The 17699-nt window shown below is 42.8% G+C and carries 15 protein-coding genes; 1 reads left to right on the top strand and 14 read right to left on the bottom strand.

Translation table 11 applies throughout. The features are described 5' to 3' along the window. Positions 1-78: 78 nt before the first annotated feature. The 8 genes from G7Y42_RS00535 to G7Y42_RS00500 form a co-directional block, all read right to left on the bottom strand. Positions 79-780 (bottom strand): GntR family transcriptional regulator, encoded by a 702-nt coding sequence (locus G7Y42_RS00535; protein WP_165002850.1) that lies wholly within the window; start codon positions 778-780, stop codon positions 79-81. Positions 781-896: 116 nt separating this feature from the next. Then, positions 897-2339 (bottom strand): glycoside hydrolase family 1 protein, encoded by a 1443-nt coding sequence (locus G7Y42_RS00530; protein WP_165002848.1) that lies wholly within the window; start codon positions 2337-2339, stop codon positions 897-899. Positions 2340-2352: 13 nt separating this feature from the next. Then, complete coding sequence (locus G7Y42_RS00525) at positions 2353-4218, bottom strand: beta-glucoside-specific PTS transporter subunit IIABC (protein ID WP_165002846.1); 1866 nt, start codon at positions 4216-4218, stop codon at positions 2353-2355. 117 nt (positions 4219-4335) lie between these two features. Further along, positions 4336-5184, bottom strand: coding sequence for a PRD domain-containing protein (locus tag G7Y42_RS00520; RefSeq protein ID WP_165002844.1), 849 nt, complete (start codon positions 5182-5184; stop codon positions 4336-4338). A 569-nt stretch (positions 5185-5753) separates the two neighbouring features. Beyond that, positions 5754-6467, bottom strand: a complete 714-nt coding sequence (locus G7Y42_RS00515) for a class A sortase (RefSeq protein WP_165002842.1) — start codon at positions 6465-6467, stop codon at positions 5754-5756. A gap of 47 nt (positions 6468-6514) precedes the next feature. Then, positions 6515-6841 carry a nucleotide pyrophosphohydrolase gene (locus G7Y42_RS00510; RefSeq protein WP_165002840.1) on the bottom strand — a complete coding sequence of 109 codons (327 nt, stop codon included), beginning with the start codon at positions 6839-6841 and terminating at the stop codon, positions 6515-6517. A 118-nt stretch (positions 6842-6959) separates the two neighbouring features. Continuing rightward, positions 6960-7157, bottom strand: coding sequence for a winged helix-turn-helix transcriptional regulator (locus tag G7Y42_RS00505; RefSeq protein WP_277424412.1), 198 nt, complete (start codon positions 7155-7157; stop codon positions 6960-6962). A gap of 100 nt (positions 7158-7257) precedes the next feature. Beyond that, positions 7258-8505 carry an ATP-binding protein gene (locus tag G7Y42_RS00500; protein WP_165002836.1) on the bottom strand — a complete coding sequence of 416 codons (1248 nt, stop codon included), beginning with the start codon at positions 8503-8505 and terminating at the stop codon, positions 7258-7260. 94 nt (positions 8506-8599) lie between these two features. Here G7Y42_RS00500 and G7Y42_RS00495 point away from each other — a divergent pair, with 94 nt between their 5' ends. Next, positions 8600-9343, top strand: a complete 744-nt coding sequence (locus tag G7Y42_RS00495) for a response regulator (protein ID WP_165002833.1) — start codon at positions 8600-8602, stop codon at positions 9341-9343. A 133-nt stretch (positions 9344-9476) separates the two neighbouring features. Here the strand turns inward: G7Y42_RS00495 and G7Y42_RS00490 are convergent, their stop codons facing one another. The 6 genes from G7Y42_RS00490 to G7Y42_RS00465 form a co-directional block, all read right to left on the bottom strand. Beyond that, positions 9477-10226, bottom strand: a complete 750-nt coding sequence (locus G7Y42_RS00490; RefSeq protein WP_165002831.1) for a WxL domain-containing protein — start codon at positions 10224-10226, stop codon at positions 9477-9479. Beyond that, positions 10223-11221 carry a DUF916 and DUF3324 domain-containing protein gene (locus G7Y42_RS00485; protein ID WP_241161883.1) on the bottom strand — a complete coding sequence of 333 codons (999 nt, stop codon included), beginning with the start codon at positions 11219-11221 and terminating at the stop codon, positions 10223-10225. Before G7Y42_RS00485 ends, G7Y42_RS00490 begins: the two co-directional genes overlap by 4 nt. A gap of 88 nt (positions 11222-11309) precedes the next feature. Then, positions 11310-14525: an Ig-like domain-containing protein gene (locus G7Y42_RS00480; protein ID WP_165002829.1), complete on the bottom strand. Its 3216-nt coding sequence runs from the start codon at positions 14523-14525 to the stop codon at positions 11310-11312. A 382-nt stretch (positions 14526-14907) separates the two neighbouring features. Beyond that, positions 14908-15792, bottom strand: coding sequence for a diacylglycerol kinase family protein (locus tag G7Y42_RS00475; protein ID WP_165002827.1), 885 nt, complete (start codon positions 15790-15792; stop codon positions 14908-14910). A gap of 109 nt (positions 15793-15901) precedes the next feature. Continuing rightward, positions 15902-16357 carry a PTS glucose transporter subunit IIA gene (locus G7Y42_RS00470; protein ID WP_165002825.1) on the bottom strand — a complete coding sequence of 152 codons (456 nt, stop codon included), beginning with the start codon at positions 16355-16357 and terminating at the stop codon, positions 15902-15904. A gap of 10 nt (positions 16358-16367) precedes the next feature. Further along, positions 16368-17696, bottom strand: a complete 1329-nt coding sequence (locus G7Y42_RS00465) for a maltose-6'-phosphate glucosidase (protein WP_165002823.1) — start codon at positions 17694-17696, stop codon at positions 16368-16370. Between the last annotated feature and the right edge of the window lie 3 nt (positions 17697-17699).

Here is a 17699-nt window from a genome sequence, read left to right as displayed (position 1 = left end):
ATCACTCACAGAAAAAATATCGGAAAACACGCAAGAATTTCAACAATCCAGTGTAAGAGAAGCAGTCAGCAGGATCATTTATGTTTCATAATCGATATGATAAGGATGGAGCTCCGTATGATAAAGAGCTTCTGAATACTCGATCATTTCGCCCATTTGAGTGGTCGACTGGCGGATACGTTTGATCCCTAGCTGTACATCGGTCTTTAAGACTCGTTTTTCTTCGTCGGTCAAAAAAACAGCTGAAAAATCATCAGAAAAAGAATCAATGGCATACCCTTTTTTTGTCAGCAAACGATATAAGGATTCTTCGTCAAATTCCTTGCGGCTGAATGCCAGCATCTCTTTCGGCAAGTAATGCGTGAAGTAAATATACGGCTTGTCATTTAAATAATACAGCCGTTTGAAGCAAGTTGCCTGATTTCCGAAAAAGGAATACATAGGCGCTTCTTTCGGCAGTTCGATCCTCTTCAGCTCAAGTGTCTCTTTTCGGACGTCATACTGGGAATTCTCAAGAATCTGCGTGAAGCTTGCCGCTTTTGACAGTCGATTGTAAGGGCGGTTGCTCAGCACGGTCGTTCCACGTCCGCTTTTCTTTTCCACATATTCATCAGATGCAAGCAGCTCGATCGCCTTACGTACAGTGATCTTGCTCACTTGGAACATTTCTTCCAATTCATTTTCGGTAGGCAGCATCGAACCGACGGGGTATTTCCCTGAAAAAATATCTTCTTTGATTTTATCTGCTACTTCTAGGTATAGTACACGTGTCCTTCTCATAACGTCACCCTTCGCTTTACTATTACTAAAAGAATAGCACATAAAAAATAAAAAAAGAATACAAATGCCAAGTTGGCTTTGTATTCTTTTTCGGATTTAGTTGACTGGTTTCATTTTTACAAACTTTCGCCGTTCGATGCGATCACTTTTTTGTACCATTCAAATGATTTTTTCTTCGAACGATCCAAGGTCCCTTTTCCTTCATCATCAAGATCTACATAGATGAAACCGTAACGTTTGCTCATTTCTCCAGTAGAGGCGCTGACAAGATCGATACAGCCCCAAGGAGTATACCCCATCAGCTCAACACCATCTGCAACTGCTTCTGCCATTGCTTCGATATGTCTTCTCAAATAATCGATCCGATAATCGTCCTCGATCGTGCCATCTTCTGCTACTTGATCGATCGCGCCCAAGCCGTTTTCTACGATGAATAAAGGTTTTTGATAGCGATTATAGAGTTCGTTCAAGGCGATCCGCAAGCCTTCCGGATCGATCTGCCATCCCCATTCGCTGGCTTCAAGAAACGGATTCTTCACGCCTCCTAAGAGATTTCCAGCAGAAGTCGCTGCCTCTGGGTCAGTCTCATTGATTGCTGTCGACATATAATAACTGAAACCGATATAATCGACCGGATATTCCTTCAAGAGACGGAAATCTTCTTCTGTTTGTTCTAACTTTTCAGGATCAACGCCATATTTCTGATACGTACGCGCGGTATAAGCTGGATATTCTCCACGGACTTGGACATCTGTACAAAAGAAATTGAACTCCTGATTTTGGATCATCGTTGCAGCTTGATTGATCGGATTCGCATCGATACTATACGTAGTTGCGTAAATGATCATACAACCGATCTGGATATCTGAACGTAATTCATGACCGATTTTTACAGCTTTACTGCTTGCCACGAATTGATTGTGCCAAGCTTGGAAAATATTCTGGTATTCTCCTGCACCATTACTCTTTACCAACCCTTGACTCAATGCCGGGAAATGGAAAGCTGAATTGATCTCATTGAACGTCATCCAATATTTTACCTTTTCGCTGTATCGTTCTAGAACCGTACGGGCAAAACGCTCATAAAAGTCGATCAACTGGCGATTTTTCCATCCTCCGTATTCTTTTGCCAGATGAAGAGGCATTTCATAATGCGAGATCGTGATCACAGGTTCGATCCCATATGCCAAACATTCATCGATCACTTGATCATAAAAAGCTAGGCCTGCTTCATTCGGTGTCTTCTCGTCTCCATTTGGAAAAATGCGTGTCCACGCGATCGAAAACCGATAGCATTTGAAGCCCATTTCTGCAAATAAAGCAATGTCTTCTTTGAAGCGATCATAGTGGTCGATGCCTCGATGATTGGGATAGATATACTTGTCTGAATCGATCGTCCAATCGAATGCTTCGCTACCAATGATCTCAAAACGCTGTTTCCCGCTAGGCATTGCATCGGCTACGGACAATCCTTTACCATCTCGATCGTAGGCTCCTTCTAACTGATTGGCTGCCGTCGCGCCGCCCCATAAAAAATCTTTTGAAAAACGTGTGTGCATCTTCATTTCCTCCTTATTTTACAATAGCTAAAAAGTCTTCACTCGCGATGATCTCTTCTTGATCCAATTCTAAAACATCGGCAAAAGTATCCGTGTTCGTAATGACGATCGGTGTGATCGTGCTGTAGCCAGCTGCCTTGATTTTTTCGATATCGAAACGAACAAGCAAATCACCTGCTTTGACTTGGTCGCCTTGGTTCACGAAAGTTTCGAATCCTTCTCCTTCTAATTCTACCGTATCCATACCAATATGAATCAGGATTTCTATCCCGTCTTTCGTGGTGATCCCTACTGCGTGTCCGGTCGGAAAAATCGTGGTGATCTCACCGTCTGCCGGTGCAATCAATTCACCATTTTCTGGATCAATAGCGATCCCTTTCCCCATAGCTCCTGAAGAAAACACTTGATCAGGGACATCACTCAGTGGCAGGATCTTTCCTGTCATTGGACTTTTCAACGTATGTCGTGTGGTCAGGATCGTTTCTCCTGCAGTTGTCTGTTGCTTGTCCTCCAATTTTTTGTCTTGCTCAGCTTCGTCAAATCCAAGCATCAATGTCCCCAAAAAGGCGAGTGCAAATGAAATCCCTGTAGCTACCACCGCCATCATGACACTGGAATCTACTCCATCGATCGTACTGATGAATGTCGGGATCGTCAGTAAACTGACTAATCCGCTTGAAAATGCCTTGACTCCAGAAAAACCGATCAGCGCTCCACCGATCCCGCCTGAAATACAAGCAACGATGAATGGTTTCTTCAATGGCAATGTCACGCCATATACTGTCGGTTCTGTGATACCGAATAAAGAAGTGATCATCGATGAGATCCCTAATGAGCGAAGTTTCGTATCTTTCGTTCGGACAGCTACCGCAAGTGCAGCCCCTCCTTGTGCTAAAACCGCTGGCAAAAGCATTGGCATCAGTACATCAAACCCGAATTGTTCGATATTCAAGAACATGATCGGAACAAAGCCCCAATGCATCCCGAACATCACGAAAACTTGCCACAAGCTTCCCATGATCAGTCCAGCGACCAGTGGGCTAAACCCGTAGATCGAATTGAATAGGCTGCCCAATGCGTTCCCAGCGATAGTCCCTAATGGCCCTAATACTAAAAAGGTCAGTGGTACCATGACTAACAAAACGATCAGCGGAACGAAAATCATTTGCAGAAATTGCGGAACGACTTTTTTGACGAAAGGTTCGAATTTGCTTTGTACCCAAACGGCTAAAATAATCGGGATCACAGATGAGGTATACCCAGACGGTGACAAGATCACTGGTAGGCCGAAAAAGTCAAGCCCGCCACCTGCACCAGCAACAGCTGTGATTGCAGGATAAACAAGTGCCATCGCAATTGCTACAGATAAAAACTGGTTGGTCTTGAATTTTTTAGCGGCTGTAAAGGCAAGCATCACTGGCAGAAACGTGAATACACCGTCAGCGGCTGCAAACAGCAATTGATACGCACCGCTTTCTGCCGATAACCAGCCTAAAACGATTACAAGAGACAAGAAACCTTTCAAGATACCTGCTGCTGCCATTGCTCCAAGAAGCGGGGTGAAGATACTTGAGATCACATCGATCAGACGATTCAACGGATTGTTGGATTTTTCCTCCTCTGATTGTTCAGCCAATCCTTCTTCATCGACAATCGACTGATAGACATCCGCCACATTACTTCCGATGACTACCTGATATTGTCCGCCGCTTTGGACGACTTGGATGACATCCGGATCACTTTTTAATTTTTCCGTATCTGCGAGTGCTTCATCTTTCAATTTGAATCTTAAACGGGTGGCACAATGCACCAGACTGATGACATTCTTTTGTCCACCTACTGCTTCCCACACGCGACGGCCTACTGCTTGATTATCCATTGTTTTTTCCTTCTTTCTAGTTTATTTAATAAAAAAACCCGGATTGAAAAAATGGTCACGAAACCTCGTGTCCTTCTTTTTTCAATCCGGGTTTTGCCTGCCTAACAGTAACAATCCTTATGATTGGGTACTCTTTTCGTTTACGACTCGCTGGATATGGATAGTCAGGTAGATCTGCTCCGCTACCCCCATTTCCTGCTGCTGTGTCTGCGCCAGATACTCGTTAATCCGTTCGACACAATGAAAGGCTTTCGGGTATTTTCCTTGAACGAGTGCATAGAGAAATTCGTCTGTTTCATCTGAACGCTCGCCTTTTAGATAACGCTGGGCGAAAAATTGCAGATGCGTGATGATCCGTTGGTAATTCAGTGATTCTTCGTCAAATACGACACCAAAAAATTTACTGATGATGCTGAGAATATCTCTGACCATTTTCGTTGCTTTCATGGTCAATTGCATATCTCCGTTTCCCTGCTGACTATTCACAAAATGAGAAGCGATGAATCCCGCCTCATCTTCCGGAAGCAGCAGACCAGTTTTCTGTTCGATCAGCTGAATCGCTTCTTTTGCCGCTTGGTATTCGTCTGGATAAAATTTTTTTGTTTCAAACAATAACGGATTCGGCAACTGGATGTTTTCTTTTGCCCGACTGATCGCATAGTGGACATGGTCGGTCAAGGTCAAATAGATATTCGGAGAAAAGCTTACATTAAGTTTTTCTTCCGCCTGGTCAACCATCTGCTTCACTAGTTCTACTTCTTCCAAGGGAACGTCTGCCATCAGCTGCTGGAATTGATAAGTAGAAATCGAATCTTTCAAGATGAATTCTTTCTGGATTGCTTCTGACGGGATGAAGTCTCCTGGTTTTTTCTGAAAAGCCAGTCCTTTCCCCATGCAAATGATCTCTTCCCCTAATTCATTTTTTGAAATGACGACATTGTTATTCAAAACTTTTTCGATCACCATTTTCCTTCGCCCTCTCAAGAAAAAATAAAAAAACCGAGAATCCGCCTTAGTAACCTAGCTGAATTCTGGTTTTGCCTGCCGTACAGTAACAACCCATTTCTGATGTATATTTATCATAACATCTACTTTTTTATTTTGCAACCCTTTTCATTTGATAATTAAAAAAAAAACGGGAAACATCGCTGTTCCCGTCTGATCGGTGGCAAAAGATCGAATCCACTACGGCACTAAGCCAATCAGAGGTTGTGAGCCTGCCGTTTAACTCTGAGGCACAGGGAACAATTTCAAAAAACAGCTACTCATGTTTTGTAAATATTGTGACTTGTGCCCGAGGAGTTGGCAGGAGAACACCGTTTAGTGGAGAGGTTGTGTCAGAGAGGTTCAGCCTTGAGCGATAAGAATCGATTTTGAAAAATAGCTTCCCATATTTTACAAAATCGTGCCTTATTGCCGATAGGCTGTCTCTGGAACACCGTTTATTCGGAAAAAGGGGATGTGACAATACTTTTGTCACATCCCCTGACCGTTCTTACTGCTTGAGGCAAGATAGCGTTTGTCACAAGCTTTTTTTAAAATGTTTTAGTTGGCAGGTTAAACGCAGTACGCATATCATCCGTTGCATCTTCCATTGGAGTCACGCTTTCTAATTCACCTTGGACGACTAGACGAGTGACGGCATCCATATCTCCGCATGTGATCAGCGTGACAAGCTTTTTGTCCTCGTCGATATCGAGCAGCTGCGTATCAGTCGGAGCGACTTTTTCCTTAAAAACAGCCTTGTATGTATACACGTTTTCCAGATCTGTCAGATAGATTTTTGCTCCTAATTCTAAATTCTCCAAAGGTGTGAATAAAAGTTCGGGATTGTTGGCTCTGTGGCTTGCTAATGCGTAGTTTCCTTCTCCCATCTTCTGGTCAGGCGACAATGTCCCTGCACCGTATAATAACGATGCATTATCCAAACCTCTGAAAACAGGTAGGTTGATCGAAACAGAAGGTACAGCAATACTTGCGATCACTGGCAATTCTGGTCTGCTCATTTGCGCCCGCATGACGCTTTCTGTACTCATCGATTCGACTGCATCAAAATCAAAACTTGCCTCTTTTTCATTGTTTTTCTTCAATTCGTCCTTTGTCACATTTGTGATAGCATATTTTTCCCCTGTGTTTTTCACAAAATAATCCTTGATCTGTTCATTAAAAATCAGCGCTAGTCCTACTAGCAGTAGTAAAAACAACAACAGATTGACCAACCAGCGTTTCACTCGTCCTTTTTTCTTCAATGCTCGTCCCTCCACTTCTCTTTTTTGTCAGCTGAAATAAGAGATCGTTACAGCTCTGTGTACTTTTCCCGTTTGCCGCTGCTTTTTTCAACAGGGTACTTGAGATTGTTTTTTTCCAGTTTTTCTTCGATGATCTCATCAAGGTCGAGGTTCAAGTTATCGGCCATCATATAAGAGTAGATCAGCACATCTGCTAATTCTTCTTTGATTCGCTCCAAATTCGTTTCTCTGACCTCTTCCGGCTGTTTCCACTGAAAAAGCTCCAGCAATTCTGAGGCTTCCAATGAGATCGAGATGGCCAAATCCTTTTCGTTGTGAAACTGGCGCCAATTCCTCTCATCTCTAAATCGGTTGACTTTTTCCATGCTGTCCATTCTTGTGCCTTCTCTCTTAGTTTTTGCTAGTACTCATCATACCATTTTTTTGCTTGGACGATCGAACATTTCTTTCAAAAATTCTTATTTATTATCAAAAAAAATAGTTTTGATGAAATCAGTAATTTAGATAACCACCGTGTGTATGTAATAACTTCACTTCTTTTCCTGCACCTCTTCGTCTTTCGATCCGCTCTTCTCCCCAGACAGACATCTCCCGCAGTGATTTTCCTTCCTCAGTCAAAGAATACCCAACCTTTGGCGGTACTTGATTATATACTTTTCGCTGGACGATGTTGTCCTGTTCCAGGTCCATATAGTAGCACGCACCTTCCATTTTGTGAACATAAATGTCTTTGGCATACCTCTCGTGTGATGAGAAGGCGAAAAATCTGAGACGCCTAGCTGTCCCAGATTTAACTACTCTCCTCAACGATAAGAAAAATATCGACTGAAAATGATCGGCTCTCTCTTGAATAATCGATCGAAAGCTCGGCGTTCTCACAGGCGTCCAACGTTTTTTGGGCGATGTATAACCCCAAACCGCCTTGTGCTTTTGTCGTAGTCCCTCTTTTCAAGAGCTCGCTAAGTGCGAGATCAGTTGTTTTTGTCTTGTTTGAAAGAACAAATCGGATACCGCTCGCTTCTTTATAGAAAGAAACGCTGACTGGTGTCTGATCTCTTATCGTGTGTTCTAATGCATTCGTAAAAAAAATCGATAAGCAGCGGATGAATAGGATCAGATCGATCGGCAGCTCCCTGATCTCATCGGGGATAAACAGCTTCACAGGGATGTTCTCTTCCTTTGCTGATTCAAGAAATTCATAAAAAGAACCGCGTACTGCCGGGATCAAAATTTTTTCGATTTGCTGTTTCTCTGTTTCTTGCATGACTTCTTCAGAATATTTTTCTAGAGTTTGCAGGTATCCAAGTGCCTCTTTCTCATTGTTTTCCTGGAGCAGGCTTTTTACTGACAGGAGCAGTCCTTTGTAGTCATGTTTGAATTCTTCTAAATTGCGGTAATATTCTTTTTTCATTTGATACGATTTGAGCGAATCCCGATACTGCTGGGTCTTCAACTGCAAACTGACGATCATGATCGAAAAAACCAAAGAAAAGAAGCTGCTGAGGATGGAAACAACCGATAGCCACAGATAACTAGAGGAACGAAACGAGACGCTACCTAGCAGAACAAATACCAAGACCCATGTCGAAAGGATACACAAACTCCCAAAATAATGTTCCTGTGTATAAGAAAAAAGCAAGTTGAGAAATCGTGTTCGTTTGTCTATACTTTTCAATAGGAGATAAAAAAAGAGAGAAGCTGACAAAGCCAACATACTGGCATAAGTCAAATGGATACTTCCTAAAAAATCTGTCAGATCGAATGCTAAGAAAAAGCTCATTCCAGTGATCACAAAAAAGAGATTGCTGATCAGACAACTGATGAACAAGTTTTTAGTCTTAAAATAGAAGAGGATCAATAACAGCATCCCGATCATGTAAGGAAACAGGATCGGCGGCAGTGACAAGAGAAATGTCAGCGCCATCACGATACAACAGCCTATAGCTGTTTTTTTCAGAAGATTTTTAGAAAAAAATAAAAAAATGCCGATTTCCAGCATAAAAGAAAACGTTGTATAAAGGATTAAAGCTGAAAACATAGTATTCCTCAATTCATTGTTGGTTTTCTGATTCCATTGCAATCATATGATCGTATCACAATCGAATCTTGTAATAAAGGTAGGAGCGTGCAGGATGAAAAAATATTTTGTCATAGAAGATAACCATTTCCATAGTGATCTAATGGTGAAAGAATTAATCAATAATCAGATCGAAAATATTACAAGAATGTCTTCTTTATCTGAAATAAAGCACTTGATCCAATTAGAACCGATCGATAACCAAGACGTTTTTTTCATTGATATCGACTTGAAGCAATCTTTGACCGGTCTGGATGTCGCAGAAGCCATACGTAAGAAAAACGCGCATACCAACATCGTTTTTTTCACGGCTTATGCCAATTATGCAGTAGAAACGATCAACAGACGCATCTTGCCAATCGGCTATATCAAGAAAGAAGACGATCTCGCCAGACAGGTGAAACATGTCTTACAGCAGATCGACTGGAAAGAACAGCAGATCGTGAACATCGATCGAATCGTCGTTGAGCAAAAAGGCGGCAGTCTCGTCTTGTACCCCAGAGAGATCCTTTATATCGAAAGTATCAAAGGACTGAAGAACCAAGTGCTTGTCAAAACAACGACAGAAGATAAACTGATCAACACTTCGTTGAAATCTTTGAAATTAGAACTGGAAAAATACCCTTACTTCTTATTGTTGAAATCTTACTGTCTCAACTTGTCACAGCTGCAAAGAATCGATTCTACACATTATATCTTAGAATTTTTCACCGGGGATTCTTTACTCGTCGGGCGTAAAATATTCGAGAAAGTAAAAGAAGGATTTCTGGACTATCAGCACTCCTCCCTGCCTGATTGACCGATACCCCACAAACTCTCCCAGCATTTGATTTACGATGCTGGGAGAGTTTGTAGTTTCTTTTGATTTCCATTCTCTGTAGCTGGTCCTTTTTGTGATAAACTGCAAACATTCCTCTTCATTCACAGAGGACTCATGTAGACGGTGCATCCGTCAATGACCATGTAAAGGTGGAGACATAACTATCTGGTGCGTAATTCGATACAGGGATGAATAATTCGACAGACTCTCTTCCTTGCTGTGCATCTGCTCCTAATGAGTAGATCCATGTCCCAATCCCTTCATTTGCTCCTGCTGTCACTAATTCGACTGTCTGATCTGCAGGAATCTCCACGCCAGTTGTACCAGCACCTTGAAAGCGTGAAGGTGTCCCGCTGGCATTCGTTGCACTGTTACGGATCACTGCATTCTTGAAAGTGACTTTTGATCCTGTCAATTTATTGGTTTCTGCTGTCGTACCAGTAAATTCTGTTCGCTTGACTGAAAGCTTCCAACCTGCGTAATTCCCGCTTTTATCTGTCACTTGCACAAAATTCTGGACTTCTTTAGATGCTCCTGAGCTATCTGTCCCAGATTGCAAAGCGGCATAAACAGTTTTTGCCGTCCCTAATTTGATGCTTCCAAAATCAAAATCCGGCGCCTGGTCGATGGTGAGCAGGCCTGCTGTACCTTGGTTAGGTTCATCTGGGGTAAAAGGAGTATCGGGATCATTGGGATCGACTGGGGCAACTGGTACTGTATCATCGGGATTTTCTGCATCAGGTTTCGTCACTGTCAAAGAGCCTGTCGTTGTGGCAGAGCTTTTATTTTCGGCGAATGCACCTTGCGCATTGACGACTAAGCTTCCTGCTAAGAGAATCGTTGTAACTAATGTCTTTTTCATTTTTTCTTCCTTCTCTCTTTTGTTAAGTAGATAGCAAGGATCAAAAGAGCAATCGCTAAACCAGCGATGATCCACCACAGATAATGGTTGTCCGGCTGATTTTTCAGCTCGATGTCTTTTTCATTCAGCTCTTTTGCAGTACTTCCTGCTATCTCAAAATCTTTTTTTAGTGTCCAGCTGTTTTCTTTCCAAGTGCCACGCACGACAGCTTGATATTTTCCCGGTTCCAGCTTCTGACTGTCTAAAGGGACGTATAAGTCAAAGTTCGTATTCGGAGCGACACTCAGTTTTTCCCTAGTCGAAGTCAAATAAGGTTCACGCGTGCCTTTTTTATAGATGTTGATTTTAGTGTCCAGATCGAACATGTATGCTGCGTTCGGGTTTTGCAAATTGACGGCGATCACATTGCGTGCATTGTTTTGATCTGCGTAAGCTTTTTTCAAAACTAGATCTGGGGAAGACTCTTTTTCACTGTTGCGGATCAAAATGGCTTTGACTTGAGAAAACCGGTTGACGACTCCGACACTCTTTTTTTCATTTACCTTTTCAAGAGGTTTCTCCTGAAAGGTGATCCCGCCAGCAGTCACTCCTGCGATTTCTTTTTCAGGAGCAGTGAGTCTCAGTTTTTTTTTCACAGTCGCATGTGCTGGGATCGTGATTTCTTTATCTGTACTCGCAAGATCGTCCATTTTATAAGATAAAGATTCATCGATTTTGCTGATGGAATCCCCGTATTCGATCACACCATTCGAATTGGTCGTGGCCGAACGGATCAGTGTTTCAACCGTCACTTCGTCATCTGTGTGATTGAACAAAGTATAGTCGATCTCTTGCGTTTGTCCCGGCGCCATTTTTAGATCCAGATACGTTTTTTGCTTGTCGATTTGATTCGCTGGTAAGTCAAAATTGACTGCAAAGTTGAATTCTGATGCCTCTGCCGATTCAGTAAGCAAACTTGTAAACAGGATCATCAGCACAATAAACCATTTTTTCAAGTCAATTCCTCCAATTTGTCAAAACATCTATTTTATGTCCACTCCTGCAGTCATTGCTTTTTTGTCCACAGGAGTTCAATCGGTCATTTCATTCGGTCGGCGCATCTGTCAATGTCCAAGTCATTTCAGCAGAATAACTGCCCGCGACCTGGTTTTCTTTTATCAAAACAGCTTTGAATGCTGCGCCATTATTTAAATATTCTGAATAATCAGCTGCGTGGTTATCAGTATTTTGACCTGTCACGACAGGCAATTCCTGTTCCGACATGAGTTGATAGTCGCTGCCGCTTTTAAAATAAAGCGCATCTCGCAAAACCACGGCAGATTGGTCTTGTGCGGTCAACGGCTTTGAAAGCTTGACCGTCAAAAGCCAGGGATTTTTCACTTCTCTTTGGTCGTAAACCAAGAGTTGACCAGCATCGATTTTCCCATAGGCTTCTTGTGTCAGACCATTCGCTTTCACTTCGCCAAACTGGATGGCTGAAGGGACCGTCAAAGACAATCCGCCTTCGACGACTAGCTTAGGCGCTGGTTGAAAAGCAGGGGCATCGTGATAAGTCACAGCATCTTCTGACGGATTGCGATTCCCAAGTTCATCATTTGTCGTTGGCTTGTTGATCACTCCTTTTGCAGAAGCCTCTCCTGTACAGTCATTCAAAATGACTTCGAGTGTATCTCCGACTGTCAATTGATTAGGTGGAATCGCTAAGGTAAAGTTTCCTTCATCATTTACTGTAGCTTGTGCTAGCTCCTCTTGTCCCTTTTTTAGAATCGCTAATGCGCCCGGCTCTCCTGTTCCTGAGATAGTACTTGAGGCCGCATTGACGATCTGAGTAGAAAGCTTCGCGGGTTCTGGGGGGATAATATCGACGGCTGTTTTTGCCGTGTTCAACTCTATGACTGCATGATTGCCTTTCACTTTTTTCGCAGCAATCACTTGAATCTCATCTCCTGCTGCCAAGCGTTCATTTTTAGGCACTTGGATTTCGAACAATCCTCCTTGTTCGCCTTCTCCCCAAGGATCATACCCTTCTCCGCCTTGCTGATCCACCTGTCCGCGAGTTTTGGCTGTAAGTTCAACAGGGGCCTTGCTTTTATCCGCATAACTGATCCGCACTGTGACTTCCACTTCGTCCGTCCAGGCATCTCTTGGCGTTGCCTCGATCCCTTCTGGTACTACAACGTGTCCGTAGATTTTTTTATCTGCGTTAGTTGGTACTCTGAGATTTTCAATCACAGGTATCTGGTTGTTGGCACTGATCCGATTGTACTTTTGCATACCGGCACCGGTTTGGGCAAATTCATCAGCCAAACCTGCATTTTGACTGGATACAAAGTTTCCAAGGTCAGTCCCATCGATGGTCAAATCGGTCAGGTCTGAAAAATAATCCGGATCTTTTTCTATGTTATCGAAGGTTGCACCTTCTTTTCGCCATAATGCGATTTCTGAATGCGTGATTGCTAAGCTTGATTCTCCGTTTCCTTGGAATACCCAGCCGCCGACACCCGTTGATGTATCTCCAACGCGTTTGTTTTGAAAATCAAAATAGGTAGGCGACTGGATATCTACCTTCAAGGCATCGCCGCTGATGATCCCAGTTTTATCTTCACCAGTCTTGCCGATCATGACTAAATATGTTTTTTCTCCTGCTGTAAAATTCAAGTCGATATCACCAGTCGTATCTACTGTCGGACCGGAATCCACCCGTATATCGATACTTGATCTTTCGCCAGTCACTGTAAAATCGGCTGAACCCGGGCTTTCCAGAAAACCAGAAGAATCATAAAACTGGATCGCCTGATTCCCTTGATTCAAACGATTGACGTACGATTTCCCATCGCCTTTATTGGTGACTTTCAGTGCTCCGCCGTTAGTGACTGTCAGTTTTTGTGTCCCATTTTCAAAGCGGATTGCACTAGAACGACCAGCTTGTTTCTTTATATCGATTGCTGATCCTTGACCATCAACGGTGAGCGACAATCCTTTTCCAACAAAGCGCATTCCATTATTGCCCGGCTGGTCGCCATCACTTGCCATCTGCACTTGTATCTTCCCGCCACTCGATACATTGATTTGGCTGGAGTCACCTTGCAGCCGAAAACCACCTGTCGTAGCTGTGTCAATTATGAGCTGACCGCCTTCAGAAACAAGGACCTTAGAACCTGACCCCCGCATCTGGATGATCCCTCGATTATTATCATTTGTGATATTGATTTTCGTATGGACTGAAAACGTGCTTCCACTTCCTTTGACTTCAAATGTCACATCCGATGGCAGCGTATCGATTGCTTCTCCCTCATCGCTCACAGCATCAGCGCGGTCATAATCAAGCACGACTTTTGATCCATCAAGGATGTGGACACCGGGTGAAGATTTACCACTGCCTGTTTCGTCGCCTGAGTCAAGAAATCCATAAAATTTCCCTAAATAAGGCCCGTACAGATTACTTCCATTGATGACGTTCAACTGATAGCTTCTGCAAAAATAAGCCTTTCCAGGCGCGGCGTTAAGTCCTTCTTTTACTGGCTGGATATCTAATATCCCTGAAACGCTGTCCAATGTGACAGTCGCTCTTGGTGCATATACGAGGCCGATTTTAGAACCGTTGTACAGATCCAGCGTACCTGTAAATCTCAATTCTCCGGTGAAATGGTATCTGCTGCCCCAGAAATCGGTCATGTAGGCAATGATCATTGCATTGCCGTCGATATTCGGTGTGATGCCGCCTGGATGAGCTGCCGTCCCTTTGAAATTTTGGAACTCGATCGTGTGAGGTTGCTCATTTATATAAATATGATGTGTGCCGAAATCATGTGAAAAACCGCCAAAATCGACCACGATATCTCGTTTGATCTCAAATTCCCGATCGAATGTCAGCGGACCAGTCAGTCGGATCTTAGAAACTGTTTCATCTGCAAGTAATGTAGCAAGCTCTGCTGTCGTAGTAGCTTCCGTATAGCCGTCTGCAGATACGGCTCGTTTTTGGATCGTTTGTTTTTCGGATTGGGTTGACGCAGAGTCGCTTGTACTCATGGTCGTTTTTGACGGAGCTGTCGATTCTATCGTTGACTCCTCTGTTTGGGTCGTACCTGTTGAAGACGATCCGATATTTCCACTCGACTCGTTTTTTTCAGAAGAACTAAGCGTGTTTTCTATCGGACTGCCGATCTTTGAGCTGTCAAAACTTTTATTCTCTAGTTGCCTTGATTCCGATGTCATTTTCGGTATTGCCGACACAGATACTGTGCTGAAAATGGGGGAAACAATCAGAATCAATGCTACTAGCTTTTTTATCTCTTTCATCTTCCACCATCCTCTCTTTCGTTTCGACAATTTTATTCTATCGTTTTCTTTTCTTCCTAAATGTACTTTCACCTTCAAAAAATGTATTTTTAATCCCATATCTGACATTCTCCTAAGCGAATGTCGAACATCAGTAGCTTGGAGACTGTTTATACAGAAAAAAGGAGTGTGACAAGATTTTTGTCACACTCCTTTTTCCTTAAAGCAGAACGCAGTTGTTACGACCTCTCCTCTAAACGGTGTTCAAAAGCTTGCATCTTCGGTAATAAGCCCAGACAAACGAAAAATATGAAGAACTATTTTTGTTTGTCTGTTTCTTATTACTTGATGCAGGACAGCTTTTTCACAACCTCTCCTCTAGCTACTTTTTATTCAAGAAATATTAACAATAAACATTCAGATGGGAAGGAAGTACTTGGATCGATACGGGCAGCTTATCTCCTTCATCACCATCCACATTCGTCGCTAATTCCTCCTCGTCAGCTAATGATACGACGAGTTTTTCACAAGTCTGGTAAGCAAGATTATTGGTCGAGCCATCCACGCCTTTGAGCAGATCCGGCAATGTCTTCAATGTATCGATAATCGAAGAATCTTTCAGATAGATCAAATGGAGCTTGCCGTCATCGACTTTTGCTTCTGGGATCAGTGACTCGAACCCGCCGACCGAATTCGTCAAACCGATCAATAGCGTGCTGCTTGTGATGTTCACTTCTTCTCCGTCGATATCTACTTTGAAAGAATAAGATTGAGTAGCCGCTAATTGTTTGATTCCAGACATGAAGTAAGCCAGTTTTCCGAATTTGGTTTTCTTTTGCGTGTCGACATCATTGATCGCTTCAGGTATCGTCCCGATCGCCACGACATTCATGAAATAATGTTCATTGATCTTCCCGATGTCCAACGGTTTGACAGACTCGAGTGAAAAATGACTGATCGCTTCTTCTGGATCTAGTGGCATATCCAATGCACGAGCCAGATCATTCACTGTTCCTAAAGGGAAAAAGCCGAAATTCGGTCGATGCGCTTGTTCTGCGATCCCGCTGATCCCTTCATTGACTGTCCCATCTCCTCCCATCACGAATACACTATGGTAGCCTTCAACAGCAGCTTCACGCGTGAAGTTTTCAGCATCTCCTGCTTTTTTCGAATGCAGCACCACTACTTCGTCAAACACCGAATCAAGTTTTTCATGTGCCAGCTTCTCATATTCTTTTGCTTGTTCACCACCAGAACTGGGATTGACCACTAACAGGGCTTTTTTCATCGTATCGATTCCCTTCCTTCACTTTTTGATTTAACGATAACATAAAGAGTGAAAAAGGACATTGAAAAAGCATTGCGGATCGATGGAAGGTTGTTATTTATTCTATTCATTAAAAAACAAAGACTTTTTCATTGACGCTTACTTGCTTATTCACTTTCACTAACTTCCCTTTAGGACCGTCTGGCAAAACAACCAGAACCGTTGTATCTTTGTTTTCTTGATCCAGCTTCTCCATGTCGATCTCTGCTAGAAGCGTTTTTGAGGATACAGACTGCCCTTCACGTACCTTTAAGGAAAAAGGTATCCCTTTTAATTCGACCGTATCAATTCCCATATGGATGAGTAAGACCGTCCCGTCATTACTTTCTATCGTGATGGCATGTTTGGTCGGGAAAATCATCTTGACGATCCCTGCGATCGGCGAATAAATCTGGCCATTATGCTGAGAAACAGCAAAGCCATCCCCCATCATTTTCATTGAAAATACACCATCTCCTACCGCTTCAAGCGGAATCACTTTTCCTGATGCAATTGCTCTGAGTGTCTGCTTTCTTTTCCAAAGCATGGTTGTCCCCCTATCTTAGAATTGGCCAATATTCTTTGTTTCTCTCAATCATCTCGTCTAAAACTGATTTTGCGATTCTCGCACTTGGAACGGTTTGATTCAGTGTAAAAGCTTGGAGCGCTTTTTGATAGGATTGTTCGAAGTAAGCATCAACTAATAATTTTTCAGCAGCTACTTGAGCCTCCATCAAGCCTTTATGAAAATCCGGGATGTCTTCTTTTAGCGCAATCGGTTCGACTCCTGTTGCCCCGATATACGCTGGGATCTCAACCACCGCATCTGCTCTTAGATTAGGAATAGCGCCTTGATTCGGTACGATCAGCATAAATCGTTTTCTTTCATCGTTCAGTAAAGAAGCAGCCATATCGACGATGTATTGCCCATGTTCACCAAAGTTAAAGTTCAAAACATCTTCTGTTTTCCCTCCACGAATCGCTGCTGCCATTTCTTTCGTATTTTTTTCTCTCCCCTCCATCACTTGGTTCGCTCTTGTGTAATTTTTGTCACTATTTTCGACAACCATATCAGGGTACAGATAATATTCGAGATAATTGTTAGGAATATGGGTTGGGAAATTCTTCGTAATAAGCGACATCATGCGGAATGCTTCTTGCCAAGTCTGATCGCCTTTATTGAAATCAGCTACTTTCATTTCCTGTTCTATCAACTTTTCAATGATTTCCGGCATGATCTCTCTTTTCAGCGACCGATCATAAATCGAAGTATACCAGCCAAAATGATTCAAACCATAATAAGTCGGAATCCACTGTTTTCGATCATAACCATAATTCACCGCAATCGTTTCTTCAATTGAAATAGTCATATCACAAGCATTGATCATATTTGCTTCAGGAAATTCTCTTCGAATGGCTTCAGCTACGATTGATTCAGGATTTGTATAATTGAAGATCCAGGCTTCTGGCGCATATTGCTGGATATAACCTACGATTTCTAATAAACCGCCAATTGAACGCATGCCGTAAGCAAAACCGCCGAGCCCACAGGTTTCCTGACCGACTAATCCATATTTCAGCGGGATTTTTTCATCCAGCTCCCGCATTGTCAGTCCTCCTACACGAATCTGTGAAAAGACTAAGTCACATCCGGTAAATGCTTTTTCCGGGTCCTCTGTCTTATTGACTGCTACGTTGGAAAAACCATTTTTCTTCAGCATATGTGTAATGATCACCAACATATCGTCATTTCTTTTTGCATCGATATCATACAAACGGATTTCTGAGATAGGGAGTCGCTCGCTGCTGTTCAAAACCGCCTGTATAATCCCCGGTGTATACGTGCTTCCTCCGCCTGCAATCGTAATGATTTGTTTTCTTGTCATTTT

The sequence above is a fragment of the Enterococcus sp. ZJ1622 genome (assembly GCF_011038845.1).
GTDB lineage: Bacteria > Bacillota > Bacilli > Lactobacillales > Enterococcaceae > Enterococcus_B.
This window is presented reverse-complemented; position numbering and strand designations above follow the sequence as displayed.

Coding starts and splice junctions, on each gene's coding strand:
- G7Y42_RS00500 (WP_165002836.1), bottom strand. CDS start 8,505: ATGTTTTCAGCTTTAATCCTTTATACAACGTTTTCTTTTATGCTGGAA.
- G7Y42_RS00490 (WP_165002831.1), bottom strand. CDS start 10,226: ATGAAAAAGACATTAGTTACAACGATTCTCTTAGCAGGAAGCTTAGTC.
- G7Y42_RS00510 (WP_165002840.1), bottom strand. CDS start 6,841: ATGGACAGCATGGAAAAAGTCAACCGATTTAGAGATGAGAGGAATTGG.
- G7Y42_RS00495 (WP_165002833.1), top strand. CDS start 8,600: ATGAAAAAATATTTTGTCATAGAAGATAACCATTTCCATAGTGATCTA.
- G7Y42_RS00525 (WP_165002846.1), bottom strand. CDS start 4,218: ATGGATAATCAAGCAGTAGGCCGTCGCGTGTGGGAAGCAGTAGGTGGA.
- G7Y42_RS00530 (WP_165002848.1), bottom strand. CDS start 2,339: ATGCACACACGTTTTTCAAAAGATTTTTTATGGGGCGGCGCGACGGCA.
- G7Y42_RS00480 (WP_165002829.1), bottom strand. CDS start 14,525: ATGAAAGAGATAAAAAAGCTAGTAGCATTGATTCTGATTGTTTCCCCC.
- G7Y42_RS00505 (WP_277424412.1), bottom strand. CDS start 7,157: ATGGACCTGGAACAGGACAACATCGTCCAGCGAAAAGTATATAATCAA.
- G7Y42_RS00475 (WP_165002827.1), bottom strand. CDS start 15,792: ATGAAAAAAGCCCTGTTAGTGGTCAATCCCAGTTCTGGTGGTGAACAA.
- G7Y42_RS00470 (WP_165002825.1), bottom strand. CDS start 16,357: ATGCTTTGGAAAAGAAAGCAGACACTCAGAGCAATTGCATCAGGAAAA.
- G7Y42_RS00465 (WP_165002823.1), bottom strand. CDS start 17,696: ATGACAAGAAAACAAATCATTACGATTGCAGGCGGAGGAAGCACGTAT.
- G7Y42_RS00535 (WP_165002850.1), bottom strand. CDS start 780: ATGAGAAGGACACGTGTACTATACCTAGAAGTAGCAGATAAAATCAAA.
- G7Y42_RS00520 (WP_165002844.1), bottom strand. CDS start 5,184: ATGGTGATCGAAAAAGTTTTGAATAACAATGTCGTCATTTCAAAAAAT.